We start from the raw sequence: 24,937 nt of genomic DNA on the forward strand, positions 1-24,937 counted from the left end.
AAGTTCACTGACTGAAAGCCACCTAAGCCGCTTGCCGCATCTTTGTCAACAACTCATCATACATCTTGTATGATGAATTTCGAAAATCTGTCACAGATCAACGCGCCAGCCAGCCGCCATCGACATTGAGAATGGCGCCATGCACATAATCCGCCGCCGGCGAAGCCAGAAAGACCGCTGCGCCGGCGATATCTTCGGAATGGCCCCACCGCCCCGCCGGAATACGCTCGAGAATGGCCTTGTTGCGGGCGGCATCAGCGCGCAGCGCCTCGGTATTGTTGGTTTCGATGTAACCGGGCGCGATGGCATTCACATTGATGCCCTTCGCAGCCCACTCATTCGCCAGAAGCTTGGTAAGACCGGCGACGCCATGTTTCGCCGCCGTGTAGGACGGGACGCGAATGCCGCCCTGAAACGACAGGAGCGAGGCGATATTGACCACCTTGCCGGGCCGACCTTTTGCCAACAACTCTTTCGCAAAGGCCTGCGTGGTAAAAAACAGCGCCTTGAGATTGACATCCATAACCTCGTCCCAGTCGAGTTCGGAAAACTCGACTGAATCGGCACGGCGGATGATGCCGGCATTGTTGACGAGAATATCGAAGCCGGCATCGACAAAACTGTCCTTCGCCGCCAGCGGATCGGCGAAATCGATCGACAGGGCGCTCGCCTTGCCGCCATCCTTCGCGATGATATCAAGCGTTTCATCCGGCGCGCGGCGCGCGGCGCAGACCACCTCCGCACCGGCTGCGGCGAGCCCCACCGCAATCGCCTGACCAAGACCGGTATTCGCGCCTGTCACGAGCGCCTTACGCCCCTGAAGCGAAAAGGGATTTCTCATTTCAGATCCCCCGGCTGGATGAAGTCCATGTCGGTATAGTCGACATTGTCGCCCGCCATGGCCCAGATGAAGGTGTAAGAACCGATGCCGGCACCGGAATGGATGGACCAGGGCGGCGAAATCGCGCCTTCTTCGTTCGAAATGAACAGATGGCGGGTCTCCTGCGGCTCGCCCATCAGATGCAGGACGCGCGACTTTTCATCCATGCCGAAATAGAGATAGGCTTCCATGCGGCGGTCATGAATATGCGAGGGAATGGTGTTCCAGACGGAGCCGTCCTCAAGCATCGTATAACCCAGCACCAGCTGGCAGCTTTCCATGACCAGCGGATGGATGAACTGGTTGATGGTGCGCTTGTTGGAGGTTTCGGTCGCGCCGAGCTTGACCTCCTTGCTGTCGGCAAGGCTGACGAGCTTTGCCGGCAGGCTGCGATGCGCCGGGCAAGACGTGATGTAGAATCGGCCGGCACCATCAAACGTTACCGCGCCGCTGCCCGCACCGAGATAAAGCACGTCACCGCGATTGAGCGTGTAGGTCTCGCCGCCGGCGCTGACGGTGCCCGCCTCGCCGATATTGACGATGCCCATTTCACGCCGGTCGAGGAAGGACGGCGTCTTGGTTTCTTCCACCTTGTCCAGCGTCAGCGGCGCACCATTTGGCACCGCGCCGCCCATGACAAAACGGTCATAATGGGTATAGATCAGCCTGATTTCACCGGAACGGAACATGTCGTTGGCGAGGAAATGCCGGCGGAGCCCTTCGGTATCCAGCGTTTTTGCATATTCCGGGTTCACGGCCTGCCTTGTTTCGACGGTCAGCATCAAACTCATCCTTCATGATTGTTGCGTATGGCACATAATATATGTTATCCGCTTTTTGTACGATCTGTATGACAAGGTCAAGAGGTGCCGGCATATCTCGACCAGGCTGCGGACGTGGAACAGGCTTGGGAGAATTGCAATGAAACGGCTTCTTGTTACCGGTGCGGCGGGCCAGCTTGGCCGCGTGATGCGTGAACGCCTTGCACCGATGGCCGAGATATTGCGTCTTGCCGATCTCGCCCCGCTCGACCCGGCGGGGCCGAACGAGGAATGCGTGCAATGCGACCTTGCGGATGCGAATGCCGTGGATGCCATGGTCGCCGGTTGCGACGGCATTGTTCATCTGGGCGGCATATCGGTGGAGAAGCCCTTCGAACAAATCCTTCAGGGCAATATCATCGGGCTTTATAATCTCTACGAGGCCGCCCGCGCCCATGGCCGGCCGCGCATCGTCTTTGCCAGCTCAAACCATACAATTGGCTATTATTCCCAGACCGAGAGGCTCGGTCCCGACGTGCCCGTCCGGCCGGACGGGCTTTACGGCGTTTCCAAATGTTTCGGCGAAAGCCTTGCCCGCATGTATTTCGAGAAGTTCGGGCAGGAGACGGCGCTGGTGCGCATCGGCTCCTGCACACCGGAACCCACCAATTACCGCATGCTTTCCACATGGTTCTCATACGATGATTTTGTGTCGCTGATCGAAGCGGTGTTTCGCGCACCGGTGCTCGGCTGCCCGGTCGTCTGGGGCGCATCGGCCAATGATGCCGGCTGGTGGGACAATTCGCATCTCGGTTATCTCGGCTGGAAACCGAAGGACAATGCCGAGACCTTCCGGCAGCATATATCAGCGACAACGCCGAAGCCTGCCCCTGAGGATGCGCTGGTGCGGTTTCAGGGTGGCGTGTTCGTCGACAATCCGATCTTCAGGGAAAGCTGAGATGCCGCATGAAACATTCCCGGCGCAAGCGGCGGGATTGCAAGCCGGGCAGCGAATGACGTATCGAGGACCGGTGCACGCAACCGACATTTTTTAGAACGGCGACCAAGATGACAAAAGCGACAACCTCCGAACCGGGCGCTCCACAGGGCAGAACGCTTGTGGTGAAGGTTTCCGAGGAACTCCGCAGCCAGATCGCCAAGGGCCGTTACAAGACGGGCGACCGCCTGCCCTCCGAAGCGCAGATGACGCAGGAATTCGGCGTCAGCCGCACGGTGGTGCGCGAGGCTATCGCTTCGCTGCGATCCGACGGTCTGGTCGAACCCCGTCAGGGCGCCGGCGTCTTCGTGCTGGAGCCCGCACCTGCGGAGCGGCGGCCCTTCCACAATGTCGATCTCGCACGCGTCTCCTCGCTGATCGAGATGCTGGAGCTACGTACGGCCGTGGAAGGCGATGCCGCCGGCCTTGCCGCCATTCGCCGTTCGCCGGCGCAGGAAGAAAAGATCATCGAGGCCTTCGATGCCTTCCGTGCCAGCGCCGCCAAGGGCAGCCCGACGGCCGAAGCCGATTTCGCCTTTCATCTCGCCGTGGCCGAGGCGACCAACAATCCCCGCTTCAGCGAGTTCCTGCAGGTGCTGGGGCCGACCGTCATTCCACGCCGCGCCGTGGCCGAAAACGGCTCGGAAACCGTGCTTTCACCTGCCGATCTCAGCCGTCTCGTCGGCGAACACGAAGCGATCCTGATCGCCATACAGGACGGCAACGAGGATGCGGCGCGAAGCGCCATGCGCAACCACCTGAAAAGCAGCCAGACGCGGTATCGCGCCATGCTGCGCGCACCACGCTGAAACTGCCTAAACCGCATTACATGATTGAGGAGAACGACATGCAGCAGCTACCGACATTCCCCACCGTTTCACCCGACGATGGTGTCGAACGCACCGTGCTTTCCGAAGCGCCGGAGCTGATGGTGGTTTCCTTCCGCTTCAAGACCGGTGCCGAAGGAAAGCTGCACAGCCATCCGCATGTGCAATCCACCTATGTCGCCAGCGGCAGTTTCCGTTTTTACCGCGATGGTGAAGCCTATGACCTGCAGAAGGGCGACAGCCTTATTGTGCCCGGCCATATCGAGCATGGTTGCCTGTGCCTGGAAGAGGGCGAGCTGATCGACTGCTTCACCCCGCGCCGCGACGATTTCCTCTGAGGCAGAGCGCGGCGGCAGGTCGTCACTCCAGTGACAAATCCCGCAGGGTGCGTGGCAGGCTGTTCATGCACTCCACTCCAGATGATGTAACAAGAAACTGGTCCTCGATCATCAACGCACCCAACCCTTCGCCATAAAAGGGCGCTTCAAGCGCGACCACCATGTCCGGAAGAATGATTTCGGCATTGTCATGGGAAAAGAACGGCCATTCCTCGATGCCCACACCACCGCCGACGGAATGGCCGAAATGGCCGCGATAATATTCGCTGAAACCATCCTTACGCATCGAGGCGAGCATCGCGGCGTGCACCGCACCGAAGCTGTTGCCGGGGCGAAGCGCTTCCAGCCCGCAGGCGAAGGCTGCTTCCAGCGCCTTGAAGATATCGGACGCCAAAGGCGAGACCGGTCCCCATGAAAAGGTTCTTGCACCATCCGACGAATAACCGTCGACCAGCGTACCGACATCTGCCTTGATCAGCGCACCCGGCGTCACAACCGCCGCCATATCCGACAAGGCAGGCCCCACGGATATGTAATCCCAATGCCCGCTCATTGAAAAACCGGATTTCATGGCATGCGCCTGCACGCCGGCCTTCCAGGCGGCAGAAAGTCCGCCGAGCGCTGCTCCGGGCCTCACGGCCGCTGCCATTGCGACCAGCCCGGCCTCAGCCGCCGCTGCCGCGCGCCGCAGAAGCCCGATCTCGCGTTCGGATTTCACCGCGCGCAGGCGGCGCAACACCGCCGAACCGTCGATCCAGTTCACATCTGGAAGCGCCTGACGCAGCGCCAGAAAATCGGCAGCGGGCATGAATTCGAGATCGGCGCCGATGCGCGCGCCCGATAGTCCACGCTCCTGCAGCAGGTCAGCCAACAGACCGAAACAGGCCGTGCGATCGAATGTCTCCGGCCTCGGGCCGCCGGCATTATGGCGGCGATAGGCATCGTCCACCTGCCCGATGGCCTCAGTACCGGACAGATCGACCATATCGATCCAGATGCGATGGCAGCGCAGATCGATATCCGGCGCGGCCTTTCTGACGAGCGGGGCGGCATGATCGCTGACGACAGCAGCGAGACCGGCATCAGCATCGGCGGGCACCAGCGCAATCACTGAGCCCGCCCTGCCCCACATCGTCGCGACACCGGCGGCAGCGCCGACCGCATAGCGGAAAGCTTCCGGCTGGAACAACACCAGCGCGTCGATATCAGCCTCCTGCATCAATTGTTGCGCACGGATTCGGTCGATATCGCTCATGGGGACCCCGGTAGATCGTTTGCGCGCGGTGCTGGGCCGCGCACGGTTTATGAACCTACGCTTTAGCAGTCGCCGGGAGAGGAATGAAGGTGGAAGATGTCCGTACGCGGAGGATCGAGCATTGGATGAGCGGATACCGCTTGTTTCTTCTCCACGGTGGAGAGAAGAAACATGCCGCAAAGCCTTCTCTATCCCAATGAGGCGGCGGATAAATCCGCCGCCTCATTGTCTTTCACGCCTCCAGCCACTTCACCTGCTCGGCCGTCAGCTTGATATCCAGCGCCGAAAGACTGTCCTCCAGTTCAGCGATGGTGCGCGGTCCGATCAGCGGGATGACCGGGAAAGGCTGGGCGATGACATAAGCGAGCGCGATATGGATCGGGTGCCGCCCAAGTTTCTGCGCAAGTTCGATCGCCCTGTCGCGGCGGACGAAATTGCGGTCGGAATACCAGACGCGGACGATTTCCTCATCATCCTGCTTGTCGCGCCCTGCCCGGTCGGTGAAGAAACCGCGCCCCTGGCTGGACCAGGCAAAATTGGGGATCTGGCGGGATTTCAGCCATTCCTTCCACTCGTCATCCGATGCCGCCACGCATCCCGCCCAGATCGGATCGAGCATTTCGGCGAGCGAGAAATTGTTTGAAAGCGCGCCCGGGGCCTGTTTGCCGTTCTTCTGAGCATAGGCGGCCGCCTCGTCCATGCGCTCGCGCGTCCAGTTCGAACCACCGAAAATGCCGCGAATGCGGCCGCGCCGAACCTCGGCATCCATGGCATCGACGAACTCGCCGACCGGAATATCCAGATTATCGCGATGCATGAAATAGGCATCGACATAATCCGTCTTCAGACGTTCCAGCGACTGGTCGAGTTGCTTGGCGATCATATCAGGGTAGCAGAGCGGCGAATGCGCACCCTTGCCGATCAGCACGATCTCCTCGCGCGGCACATTGCGGCTGGTGTGCCAGTCACCGAAAATCGCCTCGGTCCTGCCGGCGCCATAGACATAGGCCGTATCGAACAGATTGCCGCCCGCCTCGTAAAAAGCATCGAGCGTCAGCGATGCAGAAGCAAAATTGGGGAAAAATTCGAAACCGAGCGCGACCACGGAAGCGGGCTTGGCAAGGCCCGGCACCTGCCGCTTCGGAACCGCGTTTCCAGCCACGACCTTGCCGCCGGTAATGTTGGCAACGCGCGAGGTTGCCTTTTCGACGCTGTATTCAAGGCCGACCGAGGCGCGCCATTGATCCATGACACGCAGATTGCCGAGGCTGTCGGCCCAGCCCATGCCCGGTGCATCGAATTCCTTTTTGCCCTCACGGATCGCCTCACCCGCTGCATCGACCTCAAAGGAATAAAGCCAACGATCCTCCGGCAGCTCGATGGTTTCCACCTTGTCGCCCCTGAAGATATCAATCCGGCCGGTGCCGCCCTTATGGCCGGAAGCGTACCAGAAATCCTTGACCTCGATCCGGCCTTCCGAACCGATGATGCGCAGCACATTGTCCTGCCCCGCCATGATCGAGCAGGACACTTCGGCGACGATGCCATTGGAAAATTTCAGCACGGCCGAGGCCCATTCGTCGACACCCGACTGGCCGAGATGGGCAGCGCCCGCCACCTTTTCCGGCTCGGCAAAGGGTTTGCCATCCACCGCGCCGGCAATCAGCCGCACCATCGAGACCGGATAGCCGCCGACATCGAGAATGCCGCCGCCCGCCATCTCATTGGCGAAGAGCCGGTGATCGGCCCGGAACGAACCCATGTTGAAACCGAAGCTGGAACGGATGATGCGGATATCGCCAACCGCGCGGCTCTTGACCAGTTCGAGCAATTTCGCCGTCTGCGGGTGCAGGCGATACATATAAGCCTCGCCGGCAAAGACGCCTGCCTTTCTCGCCTCGTGGAAAATGGCGTCGGCATCGTAGGCGGAAAGCGCAATCGGTTTCTCCACCAATACATTCTTGCCGGCGCGGATTGCCTTGATCGCCCATTCGGCATGGCCGGTATGGGGTGTGGCGATATAGACGGCATCGATATCGGGATCAGAAAGCAGCGCATCGTACCCATGGATGATGCGCGCACCGGCGAAGGCCTCGGCCAGGCCGGGCTTGTCCGGATTGCGGGTGGCGATGGCCTCTAACCTGCCGGTACGGGAATGGGCGATGCCGTCAGCGAATGTTTTCGCGATAGTACCCGGGCCGATGATGCCCCAGCGGATCGGTTGTTCGGTCGTCATGAAATCCTCGTCTTGTGTAGGTGCTTGGGAAAAGGTTCAGCGCAGGCGTTCGCCCTTGCTGTCGAAAAGGAAGGCCCGACGGGCGGAAAGACCGACCGTCAGCCGGTCGCGATTGCCGACGTCGCGCGATTCCGGCCTCTCGATGATGAGCTGCTCGCCGCCTTCGGTACGCGCATAAACGTAGCTGGTATTGCCGAGATGTTCGGCGACATCGACATGCACGGTGAGATCGGCATCGCCCTGCCCCGCATCGGAAAAATGTTCGGGCCGGATGCCGAGCGAAACACGGGCTCCGTCGTTCAAGCGGGCCTTTGTCGGCAGGGTCAGCCGCACCGCAGGATCGCTGTCCAGCGAGAGCGTCACGCTATCAGCGCCGCTGCCGATGATGGTGGCGTCGAGGAAATTCATCTTCGGCGAACCGACGAAACCGGCAACGAAGCGGTTGGCGGGATCATCGTAAAGATCGAGCGGCGCGCCGACCTGTTCGATATTGCCCGCGCGCAGCACGACGATCTTGTCGGCCAGCGTCATCGCCTCGGTCTGGTCATGGGTCACATAGATCATCGTTGTCCCCAGCTGCTTGTGCAGCCGCGATATCTCGACGCGCATCTGCACCCGCAGCTCCGCATCGAGGTTGGAGAGCGGCTCGTCGAACAGGAAAACCTGCGGTTCACGCACGATGGCGCGGCCGATGGCGACACGCTGCCTCTGGCCGCCGGAAAGTTGCTTCGGCCGGCGCTCCATCAACTCGTTGATCTGCAGGATTTCGGCGGCGCGGTTGACCCGCTTTTGCGTATCGGCCTTGGGATTGCCATTCATTCGAAGGCCGAAAGACAGGTTTTCGGCAACCGTCATATGCGGATAAAGCGCATAGGACTGGAACACCATGGCGATGCCGCGATCCGCCGGATCGGCATCATTGACCGTCCTGCCGCCGATGCTGACATCACCATCCGATATGTCTTCCAGCCCGGCAATCATGCGCAGCAGCGTGGATTTGCCGCATCCGGAGGGGCCAACGAAGACGACGAATTCGCCGTCGGCAATATCCAGATCGGCACCGTGGATGACTTCGAGCGCGCCGTAACGCTTGACCACGTTCTTGAGCGAAAGTTCCGCCATGCGGCCTCCCCTTACTTGACTGCCCCGGCGGAAATGCCGGCGATGAAGTGACGCTGCAAGGCCACGAAAACCACGAGGATGGGTGCGGTGAGCAGCACCGCGCCGGCCATGATGCCGCCCCATGACACTTTGGTGAGCCCGATGAGGGTGCCAAGCGCCACGGGTGCGGTCATCATTCCTGGGCGGGAATTGATGAGAAGCGGCCAGAGGTAGTTGTTCCACGAGGCCAGGAAGAGGATGATCGACAGCGCCGCCATGGTGGGACGCGCCAGCGGCAGGGCGATGCGCAGAAATATCTGCCACTCCTTGACGCCCTCCACCCGTGCCGCATCGAAGAGTTCCGTCGGCATCATCGAGAAGGATTGCCGCATGAACAGCACGCCGAGCGAATTGAACAGCGGCGGCACGATCAGCGCCACCCAGGTATTGGCGAGCTTGAATTCGCGCGCCACCATGATGAACTGCGGAATGACGACGACCGCAAAAGGCAGGGTGATGGTGCCGAGAATGATGGCGATCACCACCCCGCGTCCCGCAAAGCGGTACCGCGCCAGCGCCCAGCCCGCCATCGAGGTCAGGAACACCGAAAGGACAGTGTAGATGACAGCGACGGTGATCGAGATGAACATGGCCCGGAGGAAATTCGTATCCGCCTGAAGGTTCTCGAAATTATCGATGAAGTTGGTGGACGGCACCAGCACAATGTCCGGGCTGAAAATGCCGTAATCCGGCATCGTCGAGAACACGAACATCATCCACAGCGGAAACAGCCAGATGATGGCGAGCGGCGTCAGCGCCGCATGCAGCGCGATCTTCTGCCAGAAAAGCGATCTCGATTTCGATCTCATTTCGGCTCCCTCCCGACCCATAGATTGAGCAGCGAAATGGCGATGGCGAGCGCCGCCATGGTGTAGGCAATGGCCGAGGCATAACCGAAATTGAGCGAGGTGAAGCCCTGCCGGTAAAGGAACAGCCCCAGCGTCTCCGTGCCGCCGCCCGGCCCACCCCTGTTGGTGATGAGGAAGGGTTCGGCGAAAAGCTGCATGGTGCCGATGACCGACAGGACGACGCAGAAGAGGATGATGGGCTTGAGGAGCGGCAGGGTTATGTAGAAGAACTGCTGCCGTTTGCTCACCTTGTCCAGCGTCGCCGCCTCATAGACATCACCCGGGATGGATTGCAGCCCGGCCAGAATGATGATGGCGTTATACCCCGCCCAGCGCCAAGTAACCGCGATGATGACGAGCGCCATGGCGGCATTGGCATTGTCGAACCACGAAATGGGCGAAAGGCCGACGGAGGTGATGAGCTTGTTGATGATGCCGAAATCGGCGCTGAACATCAGCCGGAAAACAGCTGCATAGGCAACCTCGCCGACAACAACAGGCGCGAAAAAGGCAAAACGGTAGAGTGGCCGCGCCTTTAAGAGCGGCGAATTCAAGAGCACCGCCATGACGGTGGCAAGCGCGATCATGACGGGCACCTGAATGACCAGAATGATCAGCGTATTGTAGAGCGCGTTATAAAAAGCCGGGTCGGAGACGAGCCGCCCCCAGTTCATGGAGGGCGCGAAGCGCCACGGATTGATGCGTGTGTTCTGGAACGACAGCATGAACGAGCTGATGATCGGCCAAACCCAGAAGGTGGCGAAAATCAGGAGATAGGGCGCAAGGAACGCATAAGCGATCCTGTTCCTTGACGGCATGACGACCTCCAGATGCCGGCGGTTTGGCCGGATAAATGGAAAAGCTTGGGAGAGGCTGCCCCCGTTTGAGGGCGAGGCCATGGCAAGGCGGTACCGCGCGTTTCTTCTCCCCGTGGGGGAGAAGGTGGCCCGAAGGGCCGGATGAGGGGGCTAGCTCGCGGTCTATCGCTGGCCTCGCCCCTCATCCCGCTGCCGCGGACTTCTCCCCCTCGGGGAGAAGAAACGCGCGGCACCCGCTCGGTCCATCAACTACCGAAGGATTACTCCGCGGCCGGCAAACCTGTTGCCGTTTCGATCTGCTTGGCCGCATCATCCAGCGCGGCCTTCGCATCCGGATATCCGCCAGCGAAATACTTCGTCTGCGTCGCCTTGTAGATCGCATCCGCATCCGACTGGAACGCCGTGCCGCGGCTCGGCACGATCTTCGGCAGGGTGGCGAGAATATCGGTCCACACAGCCTGCCCGCCCCAATAGGGCTGCTTTTCCTTTACGAAAGGATCGTCAATGGCGGACAGCAGCGAGGGAACAAGACCGAAGGATTTCAACATCGTCACCTGCCCTTCATTGGTGGTCAGCGCGTAATCGATATATTTCCAAGCGGCTTCCTTGTGCTGGGATGTCGAGCTGATTGCGAGTGACGAACCGCCGAGATTGGCCGCATGCGGGCCATCCGGCGTCAGGCTCGGCATCAGATAGACGCCCCATTTACCGGAAAGATCAGGAGAGCCGGAACGCACCGTGCCTTCATACCAGGCGCCATACATCTGGCTTGCGGCCTTTCCTGCCGTATTGGCCTGGATCTTTTCATCCCAGATCGCGGCCGTGATGATGCCAGCGTCTTTCATCTCCTTGACCTTTTCAAGGGTCGCGACACAGGCGGGCTTGTTGATGGTGATGCTCTGGCCATCGGTCGAAAAGTAACCGCATCCCTGTTCATTGGCGATCATGCGGAACCATTCGCTGTCGCCGTTGAAATCGGCTTGCGCCATGACGGTGCCGGGATTGGCAGCCATGACCTTTTTGCCCGCAGCGATGAAATCATCCCAGCTTTTTATGGTGGCGGGATCTACACCCGCCTTTTCATAGAAGTCGCGGCGATAGAACACCGCCACCGGACCCGAGTCCCACGGAACCGCATAGGCGACGCCGTCAACCTCTAGTTCCGTGCGCTTGAAATCAGGGAAAAGCGCCTGTTTCTCAGGCGTGTAGCCAAGCTCGGTCAGATTGGCGAAACAATCGGGGAAGCGGCTCCAGAACAGCTCCGCCTCGAAATTCTCTATGGTGACAATGTCCGGAAGACCATCACCACCGGCTGCGCAGGCGGCAAGCGTCTTGTCAAAAACCTGATTGTTTCCAAGGTCTTCAACGACGATCTTGATATCCGGATTCTGTTTATTGAAACCTTCCACCGTGGATTTCAGCGCGGAAGCCGCGACATTCCAGCTCCAGATGGTGACGGTCTCGGTTTGCGCGAAAGCCGGGGCTGCAAGAAGCAGCATAGCGGTAGACGCGCCTAGAAATTTCAAGCACATTGAAAACCTCCCTTTTTCAATTGCCGTTCTTAAGCGAACATGGGCACATTAGCGGCGGCAGGAAATCTGTCTCGTAAAAAGGGAACACCGATTTGGCGGAAAGTAAGATTGCCGAAAGAGCCTTCTACCAACCGGGTGCGAGCAGCATCGAAGGCATGCCGACAACGCTTCAGCTCTTTCATAATCACCCGCCCATCATGCTCCGCCCCCACTGGCACGCGCAGGTGGAGGTGAATTATGTGATGTCGGGATCGGTGCATTACCGCATGGGCGATCATGAACTCTCGCTCGAGGCCGGCCAGATGTGCATTTTCTGGGGTGGCCAGCCGCACCAGATGGACCGCTCCTCCGACGATTCCTTTTATGCGGGCGCGCATCTGCCGCTCGTGCATTTCTTCCGAATGCGCCTGCCTGCCGCCGTCTCCAGCCAGTTGATGGGTGGCGCCACAATGGTCAGCGCCGAAACTGACCTGGCGGATAAGGAGAATTTCGGCCGCTGGTTCCGCTATGTCGCCTCAGGCGATCCGGCCAGAGCGCAGCATGCGGTGGAGGAACTGCTGCTGCGGGTGGAACGGATGTTTCTCGAACCCTATTCCGTCGTATCGTCCGCCGCCGATGCAAAACACAGAGAGGATGAGGAAGGCATGGCGCCATCCATCGGCGTAGTGCGCATGTGCGATTTCATCGCCGCCAATTTCCTCGACGATATCGACGCGACCGATATTGCCCGCGCCGCATCATTGCATCCGAAATATGCGATGAACCTGTTCCGCAAGTCCACAGGCATGACGCTGATCAAATATCTGACCCTGCTACGCCTTTCGCGTGCACAGGCAATGCTGATGACCGGCAAGGACAATATTCTGCAGATCGCCATGGAAAGCGGCTTCGGCTCCGTCAGCGCCTTCAACAAGGCGTTTCGCCAGATCGCCGGCATGTCACCTTCCGATTTCCGCCGCGACATGCGGGCGACGGCGGCTTAGGGCACCTCCCTCATTCCTGTGCTTGTCACCGGAATCCAGTCGACGCGCGTCTACGCGGCGAGAGGACTCTTTTCAGCTCAAGACTTTGGCGGGCTGGATCCCTGTGACAAGCATAGGGACGAGGAGGAGCGTGAAGCCTAGTCCCCAATTTCTTCCGGTTTCGGAAAAGCTCCGCCGCGCTGCCGCGCCGCCTGCCGATAAGCCCGGGGCGAACTGCCGAGCATCCGCCGGAACATGGTGGTGAAGGCGGGAATGTTTTCATAACCGGCATCCAACGCCACATTGGTCACCGCCTCGCCGGCCGCCAGCCTCGGCAGTGAAGCGAAAATGCAGGCCTGCTGGCGCCAGGTGACGAAACTCACCCCGAGTTCCCGGCGGAACAGGCGCGTGAAAGAGCGGCGGCTGATTCCCATGGCTGCCGCCCAGTCGTCGATCTCCACCCGTGCTACGGGCTTCTTGAGGAAATCGCGGCAGAGCGCAGCCAGACGCTGATTATCGGGAAAAGGCAATCCGAGCGGCCTTTCCGGCAGGCGGTTGACCTCGTCCAGCAAAAGCGCGCGCACGAGGCCCTGCCGATGAAATGCCGACGGCTGGTGTTCCTCAGCCAGCAGTTCCGAAATCAGGCTGGAGGCGAGATCGGTTATTTCCACCACCCGCGGCGCGCCGGCATGGAAGAGATCGGGATGAACGTAGATCGAGTGCATCTCCACCGTGGAAATGGTCTCGGCCTCGTGCTGCAGCCCGGCAGGAATGAGGAGCCCGTGACCGGGCGGTATCATCCAGCGCCCATCGGCGGTGCTGACCAGCACCACACCCTGACGTGCACACCAGATCTGTACCCGGCTGTGGCTGTGGGGCGGGGTTCGGTGCCCCGTGGGATAGACGCGGCAAAGCGCCAGCACCGGTTCATTGGTGCCGTCGATCAATTTCAGACTGCGTTCATGCTCGTCCTGCGTCAGCCCTGCAGGCGGCCGCGATTTGATTTTTGCCATTTGGCCCACTCACAAAGAAACTCGTCCAGAACACAAATGCAGGCCAGAAACAATATGAATAAAAGCGGGAAGAAATAAAGACACGTTTCCCGCCCTTCCATCGGGAATCTGGAGAGGATACATCATGGCCACCGTCACCAGCGCCGGGTTCAACCCGCAACGCACGGCGTTTTCAATCATCGCTGCCGCGAGCTTCTGCCATATGCTCAACGACATCATGCAATCGCTGCTGACGTCGCTTTACCCGCTGCTGAAGGCCAATTACGCGCTCGACTTCATGCAGATCGGGCTGCTGACCTTCGCCTTTCAGGTCACCGCATCGCTGTTGCAGCCGGTCGTCGGCATGGTGACCGATCGCTGGCCCATGCCCTTCTCCCTGCCCGTCGCCATGCTGTCCACCTGCGCCGGCCTCATCACGCTCGCCTTCGCCCACAGTTTCGAGGTTCTGGTGATCGGTGCCTGCCTCATCGGCATCGGTTCGGCGATCTTCCATCCGGAAGCCTCGCGTGTTGCGCGCCTGGCATCCGGCGGCCGTCACGGCCTTGCACAGTCCTTCTTCCAGGTCGGCGGCAATACCGGAACGGCCATCGGCCCGCTGCTCGCCGCTTTCATCGTCATACCGCTCGGCCAGTCGAGCCTCAGCTGGTTCTCGCTGATTGCGCTCGTCGGTTTTGGCGTGCTTTCCTGGGTCGGCGTCTGGTATACCCGCCATCGCCGCGCCACCGTCGGCAAGGCCCCTGTCAGCCGCGCCCTGCCGCTGGCAGGCGGTACGGTTATGATGACGCTTCTCGTTCTGGTGGTCCTGACCGCAACCAAGAACGCCTATCTCGCCAGCCTGTCCAGCTACTTCACCTTCTACACGATCGACCGGTTCGGTCTTGGCGTGCAGGACGCGCAGGTTCTGCTGTTCCTCTTCCTCGGGGCTTCGGCGCTCGGCGTGTTCTTCGGCGGCCCGATCGGTGACCGTTTCGGCTCCCGCGTGGTCATCTGGTTCTCGATCCTCGGCGTCATTCCCTTCGCGCTGATGCTGCCCTATGCCAACCTGCTCTGGACGGCGGTTCTGGTCGTCGTGATCGGCTTCGTCTTCTCGTCGGCCTTCTCGGCCATCGTGGTGTTCGCACAGGAACTGGTGCCGGGCCGTGTCGGCCTCATCGCCGGCATGTTCTTCGGTTTCGCCTTCGGTTTCGGCGGTATCGGGGCGGCGGTTCTGGGCGTCTATGCGGACAAGGAAGGCATTGAATTCGTCTATCGCATCTGCTCCTACATGCCGCTGCTCGGCCTTTTGACAGTGTTCCTGCCGAAGCTGCCAAGCCACCGCTAAAAGCCTTGCGTTCAACGCTTTTCATCACGGCGATCACCTGCGATACTCAGGTGAACGCCGTGATCCGTTAAGCGAAGACCCCACTCTGCGCCAAAAACCGTCAGGCCGATTTACGCAACATCAGATCGGCGCTGAGGAGAATGCGCTCGCGCATCCGGGTTGCGTCATCCGCCTCTTCATCCAGCTTCTGCAACAGAAGCTCGATCGAGAGCCTGCCGATCTCGTTATAGTTCTGCGCCACCGTGGTAATCGGCGGGCAGGCGTAACGCGACAGCGGATGATCATCATGGCCGGCGACCCGGAGATCGTAATCCGCACCGTGACCAACCTTGATTCCTTTCTGGAAGGCGGCGGCGATGACGCCGAAGGCGATACGGTCGTTGGCGCACAGAATGGTGCGCGATGGCAAATGCCCTGCCCCATCAAGCAGCCGGGACGCTTCATCAAAGGCGAAACGTTCAAAATCCCAGGTGACGATATCAGGAACATCGATCACATGCGGCTCGAAACCGAGACGCTGCATGGCCTCCACGTAAGCCGTGCGACGCGTCGCGGCGTTGGTGTTGACCTGCGGCATGTCGAAGAAACAGGGCGGCTCGCCCGAACGGCAGAGATAATCCACCATCAGCCCGACACTCTGGCGGTTGTCGGTGCCGACAAAGGCCGAGGTCTCGTCGAGGGGCGAATCCACATAAACGATTGGAATACTGGCCGCGAGCTGCTCCAGCGTGGCGCGGTGGGATTTGACACCGAGCGGGGCGATGATGGCGCCCGCGACATTCATCGACTTGAAGGTGCGGATGGCGCGGTCTTCAATCTCCGCCTTGCCGTCTGATGACAGCACGAAGGCAAGGAATCCCGCCTCATTGGCGATGAGTTCGATACGGCTCGTCAGCGCCATATAGAACGGGTCCGTCGAGTTCGGGATGATGATGCCGATGATATTGGAACGGCGGCGGTTGAGGTTCACGGCAAAGATATTGGGCCTGAAGCCCGATTTCTTCAGCGCGTCCTCGATGGCATCCCGGGTCTTCTTGCGGACCGAGGCCGGATCATTGAAGTATTTCGAAACGGTCGGGCGGGAAAGGCCGACGAATTCCGAAAACTCTTCCATCGTCCTGATAGATTTGGCCAAAGTGCTTGCCCCCATGAAATATTACATGTGGTATTCTATATCGACCGGCCTTCGCACGAAAAGCCGGTCGAATGTGGTTATCAACGGCCAAAAGATCATTCGGCCGCAAATTGCACTTTCATTGTAGCCGGATCGGACGGCTTTTTCGTAAAGAACGGCAGCATCTCCGAAAGCGGCAGTCGGTGCGACACCAGCCGCGCCATGACATCACCATCCGTCTCCAGAATAGCTAACGCCTGCGGAATGTTACGGTTCAGCGAATGTGAACCGACAAGCTTCAACTGACGCCTGAAGATTTCGAAGGGCGAGACAGCAATGCGGGCATCCGGCGCGCAGACGCCGAAGAACAGCGCCGTACCGCCATCGGCAACCAGCGGGATCATCGCTTCCGCAACAGCGGCGATGCCGGTCGCATCGGCCACGAAATCGAACGATTTCTGTTGCCGCAGGAGCGCTTCCGAGCCGGAAACCGCCACCTCAAGCCCGAGATCCTCGGCGAAGGCCAGCCTGCTTTCATTGATGTCGGCAATCGTCACCGTCCTGATGCCGCGCGATTTCAGTGACAATGCCAGCAGCAGGCCGATGGGGCCGGCACCAAAAACCAGCGCGTTTTCCGGTACGATACCACTCTCGCCGATGCCCGCGCTCTGCATGCCATTGACGACGCAGGCGAGCGGTTCTGCCAATGCCGCGACATGATAGGGCATGGAACCGATGCGGTGCAGGTGATCGGCATGCACCACGCTGAATTCCGCAAAGCCGCCATTATGGGAGACGCCATAGGCCTTCAGTGTGCTGCAGAGGTTGGTAAGCCCCTTCCTGCAACTCGCGCAGACGCCACAGGGCAGATTGGGATCGACCGCCACCCGTTCGCCAACCTTGATGCCAGTCACATCAGCGGCCACGGCCGCGACTTCACCGGCATATTCATGGCCCGGGATGACGGGAAAGGCACCGTCGCCATAACGTGCATGGAGTACATCGATGTCGGTGTGGCAAAGCCCCGAAGCCTTGACCCGCACGAGGGCGTGGCCCGGCGGTAGATCCGCGACCGGAACCTCCGCCAGCACGGCGCGTCCCTTCTCGACGAATTGAATGGCATGCATGGTCATCTCCGGCTTTTCAGCTCATCCAGTTGCCGCCATCGACATTGTATGTCTGGGCGAGAATATAATCGCTGTCGGAAGAGGCGAGGAAGACCGCCAGCCCCTTGATGTCATCGGGCGTGGCAAAACGGCCGATCGGCACGGATTTCGCCACCGCCGCCTTCTTCTCCCCCGGCTTCAGGCCTTCCCATTTGGCAAAATGTGCATCGACCACTTCCCAGTGCTCACCATCCACGACACCGGGCGCGATGGCGTTGACATTGATGCCGTGCTTGACGAGCGCCAGCGCCGCCGACTGCGTGGCGGAAATGATCGCGGCCTTGGAAGCGCAATAAAGCGTGACGAGCGCCTCACCGCGACGGCCGGCCTGGCTCGCCATATTGATGATCTTGCCACCGCGTGCGCGGGCAATCATGACATTGGAGACGGCCTTCATCATGAAAAGCGGTCCCTTGAGATTGATGTCGAAAACCCGCTCATAGCTCTCTTCGGTAATACCGTTGATCGGCGCCATATCGAAGATAGCGGCATTGTTGACAAGGATATCGATGCCGCCGAATTCCTCATCCACCGCCTTCACCACCGCATCGATCTGACTAAGGTCAGTCACATCCAGCTTTACGGCCTTGGCAGAAGGGCCGATGGCGGCGGCAGACGCCGTCGCACGGGCGATATCGATGTCAGCGATGATGACCTTTGCACCCTCATCTGCAAAAGCCTGCGCAAAACCAAGGCCGATACCGCGGGCGGCGCCTGTAATCAGCGCGACCTTGTTGTTCAATCTCATGTCGATCTCCGTGATGCATGGCGGACAACTCGGCCATGCTCGCTTGTTGTTAGATGCAATTTTCTCAACCCCTCATTCCTGTGCTTGTCACAGGAATCCAGTCGACGTGGCTTTCACGCGGCTGAGAGAGTTCTTTCAGCCCAAGGACTCGGGCTGGCTGGTTTCCTGTGACAAGCACAGGAATGAGGGCGGCGGGTGTGGGGCCACCCATGCCGCCCGCCGCCAAAGTGACGAACGGGCGGCACGCCGGGAGGACGCGGCTACTTGATGTAGCCCGCGCGGGTCATGTCACGCTCGACCTGTTTCTGTGCGCCCTCAAGCGCCGCATCGACGGTCTGCTGGCCGGAAAGGGCTGCCGCGATCTGCTGGCCGACAACCGTGCCGATGGACTGGAATTCCGGTATGGCGACGAACTGCACGCCGGTATAGGGAACCGGATCCTTGGTCGGTTTCGACGGATCGGCCGACATGATGGCCTTCAGCACCGTATCCGCAAAGGGCGCCGCCTTCTTGTATTCCGGCAGCTCATAGGTGGATTTGCGCGTGCCTGGCGGCACGGCCACCCAGCCTTCGCTTTCACCGACCGTCTTCACATAGGACTTCGAGGTCGCCCATTTGACGAAGGACTTGGCGGTTTCGAGCTTCTTCGTGCTGTTCGGAATTGCAAGGTTCCACGACCAGGACCAGCTCGACCCGTTCGGCGTCGCCTCCACCGGAGCCCGCGTGAAAGCGGTCTTGTCGGCGACCTGGCTCTGTTTGGGATCATAGACCCGGCCTGCCGCCGAGGTGGCGTCGATCCACATGGCGCAGTGGCCGGATGCGAACAGCGTCTGGTTCTCGTTGAAGCCGTTGGCTGCCGCACCGGGCGGGCCGTAAGAGGTCATCAGCGCGACGTAATCCGAGATCGCCTTTTTCCACGGCTCGCTCGTCAGCTGCGGCTTCCAGTCCATATCGAACCAGCGTCCGCCATAGGTGTTGATCATGGTCCCGAGGAAAGCCATGTTCTCGCCCCAGCCCGGCTTGCCGCGCAGGCAGATGCCATATTGCTGCTTCGACTTGTCGGTCAGCTTGGCGGCAAAATCCTTGATCTGGTCGTAGGTCGGATTGTCAGGCATCTTCAGGCCGGCGGCGTCGAACAGGTCCTTGCGGTAAAGCGTAAACGAGCTTTCGGTGTAGAACGGCACCGCGTAAAGCTTGCCGTCCACCGTCAGGCCTTTCTTGATCGGATCGAGCAGATCGGCGTAATCGTAATCGTCGCCGAGATCATCGACCGGAGCCAGCCAGCCCTGCTTGCCCCAGATCGGCGCTTCGTAACCGCCGATGGTCATGATGTCGAACTGGCCGCCATTGGTGGCGATATCGGTGGTGACGCGTTCGCGCAGAACATTCTCTTCCAGCACGATCCAGTTGATCTTGTTTCCTGTTTCCTTCTCCCAGGCGCTGGAAAGCTTCTGCATGATGATCATGTCGCCATTGTTGACGGTGGCGATGTTGATTTCTTCCGCCTGCGCAAGTCCGGCCAAAAGGCCCGCTCCAACCACAGACGACGACAGAATTCCAATGAATTTGCTCATGAGACCCGCTCCTCCTTTACGGATGTCCACGCATAACAATACATGCGTAAATTTTTATCTCGCAAAATCTCGTCATTTGTCAACATCCAAAAATAGACTGTGACGTGAGCACTCTTGGATATACTGCTATAACTTGCTGTTTTAAAGTCGATAATGTCATCAAAAATAATTTCATGATCCGCTTTACTTGCTGCATCGCAACAAAAATATCATCAAAAAATATCTTGACGCGCGTAAATTTTAACTGATATCCGGAAAATAGCAGAGCCGGGACGTCGGGGGTTTGCACCCACCGGAAAGGTGGGAGCCGAATGCATATGGAGGAGACGATGAGGCAGGTATCCGCACTGGCGCCGCACGCGAAAGGCCCGACCATTACGGCGGGTGAAATCCTCGTGGAAATCATGGCGACGACAGTGGGCGACGGCTTTCTCGAGCCGCAAACGCTGATCGGCCCCTTTCCAAGCGGCGCGCCCGCCATTTTCATCGATCAGGTCGCGCGTTGCGGCGGCAGCGCCGGCATTATCGCGGCGGTTGGCGATGACGATTTCGGCCGCCTCAACATCGAGCGGCTGCGCCGTGACGGCGTGGACATATCGGCCATCGCCACCATTGCGGACCGGCCGACCGGCAGCGCTTTTGTCCGCTACAGGGAAAACGGCGCACGGGATTTCGTTTTCAACATCGCCCATTCGGCAGCGCGCGAAACGCACATGACTGATAAGGCGCAGGCTCTCATCGAACAGGCGGGCCATGTGCACGTCATGGGATCGGCGTTTGCGATTGCCGGTATCGGCGAGATCATTCTGGAGGCGATCAAAAGCGTCAAGGCGCGCGGCGGCTCGGTGTCTTTCGATCCGAACATCCGCAAGGAACTGGTGCAGGGTAACGAGGGCCGCAAGCTGATCGACGATCTCCTTGATGTCACCGACCTTCTGCTGCCTTCCGGCGAAGAACTTCAAGCTGCCTCCGGTCTGGATAACGAGGACGCAGCGATAGAAAAGCTCCTCGCCTCCGGTATCGGCGAGATCGTGCTGAAGCGCGGCGCGCAAGGCGCCAGCCACTTCAGCCGCGCCTATGGCCGCATCGACGCCCCCGGACTGACGGTCTCCGAAATCGATCCGACCGGCGCCGGCGACTGTTTCGGCGCAACTTACCTCACCTGCCGCCGCCTCGGCATGCATCCCGAAAGAGCGCTCACCTATGCCAATGCATCAGGCGCGCACAACGTCATAAAGCGCGGCCCCATGGAAGGCGCTGCCAGCCTTGCCGAACTTGACGCCTTCATGACCGCGCTATTGTCGGAGGAAGTCCTATGACCGCCATTCTGGAAAATCTCGCCGCCGCGCGCCGTGCCGGCAAGCCGGCAGGTATCACTTCGGTCTGCTCTGCCCACCCCGTTGTCCTGCGCGCCGCAATCCGCCGCGCCGCTGCCGGTCAAACAGCCGTGCTGATCGAGGCCACCTGCAACCAGGTCAATCATCTCGGCGGTTATACCGGCATGACGCCGCGCGACTTCGTTACCTTCGTCAACAGCATTGCGCAGGAAGAAGGACTGCCCGGCGAGCTCCTGATTTTCGGCGGCGATCATCTCGGTCCCAATCCCTGGCGCAAGGAGAAAGCCGAAGACGCGCTGACAAAAGCAGCCACCATGGTCGAAGCCTATGTCACAGCCGGTTTTCGCAAGATTCATCTGGATGCGTCGATGGGCTGCGCCGGTGAGCCGGCCGCACTGGATGACGTGACCGTTGCCAATCGCGCGGCAAAACTCGCGGCTGTCGCCGAAAAGGCAGCCGCCGAGGCGCGCCTGCCAAAACCGCTTTACATTCTCGGCACCGAAGTGCCGGTGCCGGGCGGCGCCGATCACGTGCTCGACACGGTGGCGCCCACCGAGCCGCAGGCGGCGCGCACGACCATTGACCTGCACCGTGAGATATTCGCGCAGCACGGTCTTTCCGATGCGTTCGAACGGGTCATCGCCTTTGTCGTGCAGCCCGGCGTGGAATTCGGCAGCGACAATGTCGTCGCTTACAATCCGGATGCGGCCACGGCGCTCAGCGCCGTACTGGACGGCGAACCGCAACTGGTCTTTGAGGCACACTCGACGGATTATCAAACGAGAGCAGCGCTTGGCGCCCTAGTGCGCGATGGATATCCGATCCTGAAAGTCGGTCCGGGGCTGACCTTCGCTTACCGCGAAGCACTCTACGCTCTCGATATGATCGCATCCGAGATGGTCGGCGACTATGGCGACCGGCCGCTGGCGCGGACCATGGAACAGCTGATGCTCGGCGCGCCCGGCGACTGGCAGGGTCATTACCATGGTGATGACATCACGCTCAGATTGCAGCGTCACTACAGCTACAGCGACCGCATTCGCTATTACTGGACAAGGCCCGAGGCGCTCGCAGCCGTTTCCGCCTTGCATGAGGCGCTTGACGGGAAGACAATTCCCGAAACCCTGCTGCGCCAATACCTCGGCGAGCTGCCGCTCGCAACGGTTGCAGGCAAGGATATGGAGGAGGTTCTGATCGCCGCGGTGGATCAGGTGCTAGCAACCTACCATGCGGCGACGGGCGAAGGTCGCTGCTAAGACAATCGTCAAGTTAAATTCGGATGCCCCGGCGGAGACGTTGCGGGTATCGGTCATGGAGGGGACTACCAATGGCAACACGAAACACGAGCGGTCTGGCGCGGGTTATGCTGGCGCCTTCGGTGCTGCTTTTGCTGGTGTGGATGATCGTGCCCCTGGCGATGACGCTGTGGTTTTCGTTCCAGAACTACAATCTGCTCAACCCTGCCAATGTCAGCTTTGCGGGCCTGTTCAATTACCAGTATTTCTATACCGATCCGGCCTTCTTCCAGTCGATCTGGAATACGCTGCTGATCGTCGGCGGCGTCCTTGCGATCACCGTCATCGGCGGCATCGCCATTGCGCTTCTGCTTGACCAGGACATCTTCGGTCAGGGCATCGTGCGCATCATGATCATCTCGCCCTTCTTCGTCATGCCGCCTGTCGCGGCGCTGGTGTGGAAGAACATGATCATGCATCCCGGTTACGGCGTGCTTGCCGATCTGTCGCGCTTCTTCGGCCTGCAGCCGGTCGACTGGTTCGCGCAGTTTCCGCTGCTCTCCATCATCATCATCGTCGCCTGGCAATGGCTGCCCTTTGCCACGCTGATCCTGCTCACCGCCCTCCAGTCGCTCGATGGCGAGCAGAAGGAAGCGGCCGAGATGGATGGCGCCAACTTCATCAACCGCTTCATCTACCTGACGCTGCCGCATCTTGCCCGCGCCATCACCGTCGTCATCCTCATCCAGACGATCTTCCTGCTCGGCGTTTACGCGGAAATCCTCGTCACCACCAATGGCGGCCCGGGTTATGCCTCGACCAACCTTGCCTTCCTCATCTATCGCACGGCGCTTCTGGGCTACGACGTCGGCGGCGCATCGGCCGGTGGCATCATCGCCGTCGTGCTCGCCAATATCGTCGCCATCTTCCTGATGCGCGCCGTCGGCAAGAACCTCGACCGTTAAGGAGAAGCGATCATGGCCCGCAAGACAACGACACGCGCAAAGATCGGCTTCACCATCGCGGCATGGGCCGTGGCGCTTTTGCTGTTCTTCCCGATCCTTTACGCCTTCCTCACCTCGATCAAGACCGAGCCGGAGGCGATTGCAGGCTTCAGCCTCATTCCCTCGGGCACGCTCGAAAACTACATCACCGTGCAGACCCAGCGCGATTACTTCAAGCCGTTCATGAACTCGGTCGTGCTGTCGCTCGGCTCGACGATCATCGCGCTCATGATCGCCATTCCCGCCGCCTGGGCCATGGCATTCTCGCCGACCAAACGCACCAAGGACATTTTGATGTGGATGCTCTCCACCAAGATGATGCCGGGGGTGGCGGTGCTGGTGCCGATCTACCTGATCTTCCGCAATGCCGGCCTGCTCGATACCCGCATTGGGCTGACCGTCATGCTCACCTTCATCAACCTGCCGATCGTGGTGTGGATGCTTTATACCTACTTCCGCGAAATCCCCGGCGAGATCCTTGAAGCAGCGCGCATGGATGGTGCCTCGCTCTGGAACGAGATCGTGCATGTACTGACACCAATGGCGGTTCCGGGCATTGCCTCGACGCTGCTCCTGAACGTCATTCTTGCCTGGAACGAATCCTTCTGGACCATCCGGCTGACGACCACCAATGCGGCACCGCTGACGGCCTTCATCGCCTCCTTCTCCTCACCGCAGGGGCTGTTCTGGGCCAAGCTCTCGGCCGCCTCGATGATGGCGATCGCCCCCATTCTCGTCATCGGCTGGTTCTCGCAGAAACAACTCGTGCGTGGCCTCACCTTTGGCGCCGTGAAATAAGGAACGACAATAATGGGCAGCATTTCCCTTCAGAACGTGTCCAAGCTCTTCGGCGAGGCAAAAGTCATCCCGTCGATCGATCTCGATATCCATGACGGCGAGTTCGTCGTCTTCGTCGGCCCCTCCGGCTGCGGCAAGTCAACGCTGCTGCGCCTGATTGCCGGGCTGGAAGACGTCTCCGGCGGCAGAATAGTCATCGACGGCAACGACGCCACCGAAAAGGCCCCGGCCGAGCGCGGCCTTGCCATGGTGTTCCAGTCCTATGCGCTTTATCCGCATATGAGCGTCAGGAACAACATCGCCTTCCCGCTGAAGATGGCCAAGCTCGACAAGGCCGTCATCGACAAGAAGGTCGACGATGCCGCCCGCATCCTTAACCTCACCGATTATCTCGAACGCCGGCCCTCGCAGCTGTCGGGCGGTCAGCGCCAGCGTGTGGCCATCGGCCGCGCCATCGTGCGCGAACCGAAAGCCTTCCTGTTCGACGAACCGCTCTCCAACCTCGATGCGGCGCTGCGCGGCACCATGCGGCTGGAAATCTCCGAGCTGCACAACACGTTGAAGACGACGATGATCTACGTCACCCACGACCAGGTGGAAGCCATGACCATGGCCGACAAGATCGTTGTCCTCAACCGCGGCAATATCGAGCAGGTCGGCTCGCCCATGGAGCTTTACCGCTCGCCCGCCAACCTCTTCGTCGCCGGCTTCATCGGCTCGCCGCGCATGAACCTGGTGACCGGCGATTACGCCCGGCAAAAGGGTGCGACCACCGCCGGCGTGCGGCCCGAGCACCTGACGCTGTCGAAAGAAACCGGCCTGTGGCAGGGCAAGGTCACGGTTGCCGAACATCTCGGCTCCGACACCTTCCTCCACCTCGACGTCCCCGGCATCGGCCCCATCACCGCCAGAACCGACGGTGAATTCGAATGCAAACACGGCGATACCGTCTTCATCACACCAGATGATGCCAAAATCCACAGGTTCGATGACAAGGGCATCGCGATATGAC

23 protein-coding genes are annotated in these 24,937 nt (G+C 60.1%); 10 read left to right on the forward strand and 13 right to left on the reverse strand.

What is annotated here, in order from left to right:
• Positions 1 to 97: 97 nt before the first annotated feature.
• Positions 98 to 841, reverse strand: coding sequence for a 2-dehydro-3-deoxy-D-gluconate 5-dehydrogenase KduD (gene kduD, locus MRBLRC7O_RS15045; protein WP_020812566.1), 744 nt, complete (start codon positions 839 to 841; stop codon positions 98 to 100).
• Positions 838 to 1,662: a 5-dehydro-4-deoxy-D-glucuronate isomerase gene (gene kduI, locus MRBLRC7O_RS15050; protein ID WP_020812567.1), complete on the reverse strand. Its 825-nt coding sequence runs from the start codon at positions 1,660 to 1,662 to the stop codon at positions 838 to 840. Before kduI ends, kduD begins: the two co-directional genes overlap by 4 nt.
• A gap of 139 nt (positions 1,663 to 1,801) precedes the next feature.
• Between kduI and MRBLRC7O_RS15055 the strand changes: the two genes are divergently transcribed.
• The 3 genes from MRBLRC7O_RS15055 to MRBLRC7O_RS15065 all read left to right on the forward strand — a co-directional run bounded on the left by MRBLRC7O_RS15055 (position 1,802) and on the right by MRBLRC7O_RS15065 (position 3,803).
• A complete protein-coding gene (locus MRBLRC7O_RS15055; RefSeq protein WP_020812568.1) occupies positions 1,802 to 2,599 on the forward strand; it encodes an NAD-dependent epimerase/dehydratase family protein in 798 nt (265 codons plus the stop codon).
• 110 nt (positions 2,600 to 2,709) lie between these two features.
• Positions 2,710 to 3,447 carry a FadR/GntR family transcriptional regulator gene (locus MRBLRC7O_RS15060; RefSeq protein ID WP_003508113.1) on the forward strand — a complete coding sequence of 246 codons (738 nt, stop codon included), beginning with the start codon at positions 2,710 to 2,712 and terminating at the stop codon, positions 3,445 to 3,447.
• A 38-nt stretch (positions 3,448 to 3,485) separates the two neighbouring features.
• On the forward strand, positions 3,486 to 3,803 hold the full coding sequence (locus MRBLRC7O_RS15065; RefSeq protein ID WP_020812569.1) for a cupin domain-containing protein: 318 nt from the start codon (positions 3,486 to 3,488) through the stop codon (positions 3,801 to 3,803).
• 22 nt (positions 3,804 to 3,825) lie between these two features.
• Here MRBLRC7O_RS15065 and MRBLRC7O_RS15070 read toward each other — a convergent pair whose 3' ends face one another.
• The 6 genes from MRBLRC7O_RS15070 to MRBLRC7O_RS15095 form a co-directional block, all read right to left on the reverse strand.
• Positions 3,826 to 5,058: a M24 family metallopeptidase gene (locus MRBLRC7O_RS15070; protein WP_020812570.1), complete on the reverse strand. Its 1,233-nt coding sequence runs from the start codon at positions 5,056 to 5,058 to the stop codon at positions 3,826 to 3,828.
• 232 nt (positions 5,059 to 5,290) lie between these two features.
• The gene (locus MRBLRC7O_RS15075; protein WP_020812571.1) at positions 5,291 to 7,294 is read right to left on the reverse strand and encodes an aldo/keto reductase; all 2,004 of its coding nucleotides are present in this window, start codon (positions 7,292 to 7,294) and stop codon (positions 5,291 to 5,293) included.
• Positions 7,295 to 7,330: 36 nt separating this feature from the next.
• Positions 7,331 to 8,416 carry an ABC transporter ATP-binding protein gene (locus tag MRBLRC7O_RS15080; protein ID WP_020812572.1) on the reverse strand — a complete coding sequence of 362 codons (1,086 nt, stop codon included), beginning with the start codon at positions 8,414 to 8,416 and terminating at the stop codon, positions 7,331 to 7,333.
• Positions 8,417 to 8,427: 11 nt separating this feature from the next.
• Positions 8,428 to 9,264 carry a carbohydrate ABC transporter permease gene (locus tag MRBLRC7O_RS15085; protein ID WP_003510390.1) on the reverse strand — a complete coding sequence of 279 codons (837 nt, stop codon included), beginning with the start codon at positions 9,262 to 9,264 and terminating at the stop codon, positions 8,428 to 8,430.
• Positions 9,261 to 10,121 carry a carbohydrate ABC transporter permease gene (locus MRBLRC7O_RS15090; protein ID WP_003523586.1) on the reverse strand — a complete coding sequence of 287 codons (861 nt, stop codon included), beginning with the start codon at positions 10,119 to 10,121 and terminating at the stop codon, positions 9,261 to 9,263. The genes MRBLRC7O_RS15085 and MRBLRC7O_RS15090 overlap by 4 nt, the downstream gene beginning before the upstream one ends.
• A 260-nt stretch (positions 10,122 to 10,381) precedes the next feature.
• Positions 10,382 to 11,653 (reverse strand): ABC transporter substrate-binding protein, encoded by a 1,272-nt coding sequence (locus MRBLRC7O_RS15095; protein ID WP_020812574.1) that lies wholly within the window; start codon positions 11,651 to 11,653, stop codon positions 10,382 to 10,384.
• 92 nt (positions 11,654 to 11,745) lie between these two features.
• Here MRBLRC7O_RS15095 and MRBLRC7O_RS15100 point away from each other — a divergent pair, with 92 nt between their 5' ends.
• Entirely contained in the window at positions 11,746 to 12,636 is an 891-nt protein-coding gene (locus tag MRBLRC7O_RS15100; protein ID WP_003510385.1) for a helix-turn-helix domain-containing protein, read from the forward strand.
• A 137-nt stretch (positions 12,637 to 12,773) separates the two neighbouring features.
• On the opposite strand, the gene MRBLRC7O_RS15105 is transcribed toward MRBLRC7O_RS15100, so the two are convergent.
• Positions 12,774 to 13,628: an AraC family transcriptional regulator gene (locus tag MRBLRC7O_RS15105; protein ID WP_003510382.1), complete on the reverse strand. Its 855-nt coding sequence runs from the start codon at positions 13,626 to 13,628 to the stop codon at positions 12,774 to 12,776.
• Positions 13,629 to 13,752: 124 nt separating this feature from the next.
• Between MRBLRC7O_RS15105 and MRBLRC7O_RS15110 the strand changes: the two genes are divergently transcribed.
• Positions 13,753 to 14,949, forward strand: a complete 1,197-nt coding sequence (locus MRBLRC7O_RS15110) for an MFS transporter (protein WP_020812575.1) — start codon at positions 13,753 to 13,755, stop codon at positions 14,947 to 14,949.
• 100 nt (positions 14,950 to 15,049) lie between these two features.
• Here MRBLRC7O_RS15110 and MRBLRC7O_RS15115 read toward each other — a convergent pair whose 3' ends face one another.
• The 4 genes from MRBLRC7O_RS15115 to MRBLRC7O_RS15130 all read right to left on the reverse strand — a co-directional run bounded on the left by MRBLRC7O_RS15115 (position 15,050) and on the right by MRBLRC7O_RS15130 (position 19,551).
• The gene (locus tag MRBLRC7O_RS15115) at positions 15,050 to 16,063 is read right to left on the reverse strand and encodes a LacI family DNA-binding transcriptional regulator (protein WP_031234375.1); all 1,014 of its coding nucleotides are present in this window, start codon (positions 16,061 to 16,063) and stop codon (positions 15,050 to 15,052) included.
• Between the two features lie 116 nt (positions 16,064 to 16,179).
• A complete protein-coding gene (locus tag MRBLRC7O_RS15120) occupies positions 16,180 to 17,190 on the reverse strand; it encodes a D-altritol 5-dehydrogenase (RefSeq protein ID WP_031234376.1) in 1,011 nt (336 codons plus the stop codon).
• Positions 17,191 to 17,206: 16 nt separating this feature from the next.
• Positions 17,207 to 17,977: a galactitol 2-dehydrogenase gene (locus tag MRBLRC7O_RS15125; RefSeq protein WP_020812578.1), complete on the reverse strand. Its 771-nt coding sequence runs from the start codon at positions 17,975 to 17,977 to the stop codon at positions 17,207 to 17,209.
• A 260-nt stretch (positions 17,978 to 18,237) separates the two neighbouring features.
• Complete coding sequence (locus MRBLRC7O_RS15130; RefSeq protein ID WP_020812579.1) at positions 18,238 to 19,551, reverse strand: ABC transporter substrate-binding protein; 1,314 nt, start codon at positions 19,549 to 19,551, stop codon at positions 18,238 to 18,240.
• A 311-nt stretch (positions 19,552 to 19,862) separates the two neighbouring features.
• On the opposite strand from MRBLRC7O_RS15130, the gene MRBLRC7O_RS15135 reads away from it, so the two are divergent.
• From MRBLRC7O_RS15135 to MRBLRC7O_RS15155, 5 genes are all read left to right on the forward strand, one after another.
• Positions 19,863 to 20,870, forward strand: a complete 1,008-nt coding sequence (locus MRBLRC7O_RS15135) for a tagatose kinase (RefSeq protein WP_020812580.1) — start codon at positions 19,863 to 19,865, stop codon at positions 20,868 to 20,870.
• Positions 20,867 to 22,144, forward strand: a complete 1,278-nt coding sequence (locus MRBLRC7O_RS15140) for a D-tagatose-bisphosphate aldolase, class II, non-catalytic subunit (RefSeq protein WP_020812581.1) — start codon at positions 20,867 to 20,869, stop codon at positions 22,142 to 22,144. Before MRBLRC7O_RS15135 ends, MRBLRC7O_RS15140 begins: the two co-directional genes overlap by 4 nt.
• 71 nt (positions 22,145 to 22,215) lie before the next feature.
• Positions 22,216 to 23,088: a carbohydrate ABC transporter permease gene (locus tag MRBLRC7O_RS15145; RefSeq protein WP_113138293.1), complete on the forward strand. Its 873-nt coding sequence runs from the start codon at positions 22,216 to 22,218 to the stop codon at positions 23,086 to 23,088.
• 12 nt (positions 23,089 to 23,100) lie between these two features.
• Positions 23,101 to 23,925, forward strand: a complete 825-nt coding sequence (locus MRBLRC7O_RS15150) for a carbohydrate ABC transporter permease (RefSeq protein ID WP_003510506.1) — start codon at positions 23,101 to 23,103, stop codon at positions 23,923 to 23,925.
• Positions 23,926 to 23,937: 12 nt separating this feature from the next.
• Complete coding sequence (locus tag MRBLRC7O_RS15155; protein WP_013761442.1) at positions 23,938 to 24,936, forward strand: ABC transporter ATP-binding protein; 999 nt, start codon at positions 23,938 to 23,940, stop codon at positions 24,934 to 24,936.
• Position 24,937: the final 1 nt, after the last annotated feature.

The sequence above is a fragment of the Agrobacterium radiobacter genome (assembly GCF_040801995.1).
Classification (GTDB): domain Bacteria; phylum Pseudomonadota; class Alphaproteobacteria; order Rhizobiales; family Rhizobiaceae; genus Agrobacterium; species Agrobacterium radiobacter.

Excerpts from the sequence above, each read along its gene's own strand:
- MRBLRC7O_RS15125 (WP_020812578.1), bottom strand. The coding sequence starts at position 17,977 with ATGAGATTGAACAACAAGGTCGCGCTGATTACAGGCGCCGCCCGCGGT.
- MRBLRC7O_RS15080 (WP_020812572.1), bottom strand. The coding sequence starts at position 8,416 with ATGGCGGAACTTTCGCTCAAGAACGTGGTCAAGCGTTACGGCGCGCTC.
- kduD (WP_020812566.1), bottom strand. The coding sequence starts at position 841 with ATGAGAAATCCCTTTTCGCTTCAGGGGCGTAAGGCGCTCGTGACAGGC.
- MRBLRC7O_RS15105 (WP_003510382.1), bottom strand. The coding sequence starts at position 13,628 with ATGGCAAAAATCAAATCGCGGCCGCCTGCAGGGCTGACGCAGGACGAG.
- MRBLRC7O_RS15060 (WP_003508113.1), top strand. The coding sequence starts at position 2,710 with ATGACAAAAGCGACAACCTCCGAACCGGGCGCTCCACAGGGCAGAACG.
- MRBLRC7O_RS15075 (WP_020812571.1), bottom strand. The coding sequence starts at position 7,294 with ATGACGACCGAACAACCGATCCGCTGGGGCATCATCGGCCCGGGTACT.
- MRBLRC7O_RS15120 (WP_031234376.1), bottom strand. The coding sequence starts at position 17,190 with ATGCATGCCATTCAATTCGTCGAGAAGGGACGCGCCGTGCTGGCGGAG.
- MRBLRC7O_RS15130 (WP_020812579.1), bottom strand. The coding sequence starts at position 19,551 with ATGAGCAAATTCATTGGAATTCTGTCGTCGTCTGTGGTTGGAGCGGGC.
- MRBLRC7O_RS15145 (WP_113138293.1), top strand. The coding sequence starts at position 22,216 with ATGGCAACACGAAACACGAGCGGTCTGGCGCGGGTTATGCTGGCGCCT.
- kduI (WP_020812567.1), bottom strand. The coding sequence starts at position 1,662 with ATGCTGACCGTCGAAACAAGGCAGGCCGTGAACCCGGAATATGCAAAA.
- MRBLRC7O_RS15090 (WP_003523586.1), bottom strand. The coding sequence starts at position 10,121 with ATGCCGTCAAGGAACAGGATCGCTTATGCGTTCCTTGCGCCCTATCTC.
- MRBLRC7O_RS15140 (WP_020812581.1), top strand. The coding sequence starts at position 20,867 with ATGACCGCCATTCTGGAAAATCTCGCCGCCGCGCGCCGTGCCGGCAAG.
- MRBLRC7O_RS15115 (WP_031234375.1), bottom strand. The coding sequence starts at position 16,063 with ATGGAAGAGTTTTCGGAATTCGTCGGCCTTTCCCGCCCGACCGTTTCG.
- MRBLRC7O_RS15055 (WP_020812568.1), top strand. The coding sequence starts at position 1,802 with ATGAAACGGCTTCTTGTTACCGGTGCGGCGGGCCAGCTTGGCCGCGTG.
- MRBLRC7O_RS15150 (WP_003510506.1), top strand. The coding sequence starts at position 23,101 with ATGGCCCGCAAGACAACGACACGCGCAAAGATCGGCTTCACCATCGCG.
- MRBLRC7O_RS15070 (WP_020812570.1), bottom strand. The coding sequence starts at position 5,058 with ATGAGCGATATCGACCGAATCCGTGCGCAACAATTGATGCAGGAGGCT.
- MRBLRC7O_RS15065 (WP_020812569.1), top strand. The coding sequence starts at position 3,486 with ATGCAGCAGCTACCGACATTCCCCACCGTTTCACCCGACGATGGTGTC.
- MRBLRC7O_RS15110 (WP_020812575.1), top strand. The coding sequence starts at position 13,753 with ATGGCCACCGTCACCAGCGCCGGGTTCAACCCGCAACGCACGGCGTTT.
- MRBLRC7O_RS15095 (WP_020812574.1), bottom strand. The coding sequence starts at position 11,653 with ATGTGCTTGAAATTTCTAGGCGCGTCTACCGCTATGCTGCTTCTTGCA.
- MRBLRC7O_RS15135 (WP_020812580.1), top strand. The coding sequence starts at position 19,863 with ATGCATATGGAGGAGACGATGAGGCAGGTATCCGCACTGGCGCCGCAC.
- MRBLRC7O_RS15155 (WP_013761442.1), top strand. The coding sequence starts at position 23,938 with ATGGGCAGCATTTCCCTTCAGAACGTGTCCAAGCTCTTCGGCGAGGCA.
- MRBLRC7O_RS15085 (WP_003510390.1), bottom strand. The coding sequence starts at position 9,264 with ATGAGATCGAAATCGAGATCGCTTTTCTGGCAGAAGATCGCGCTGCAT.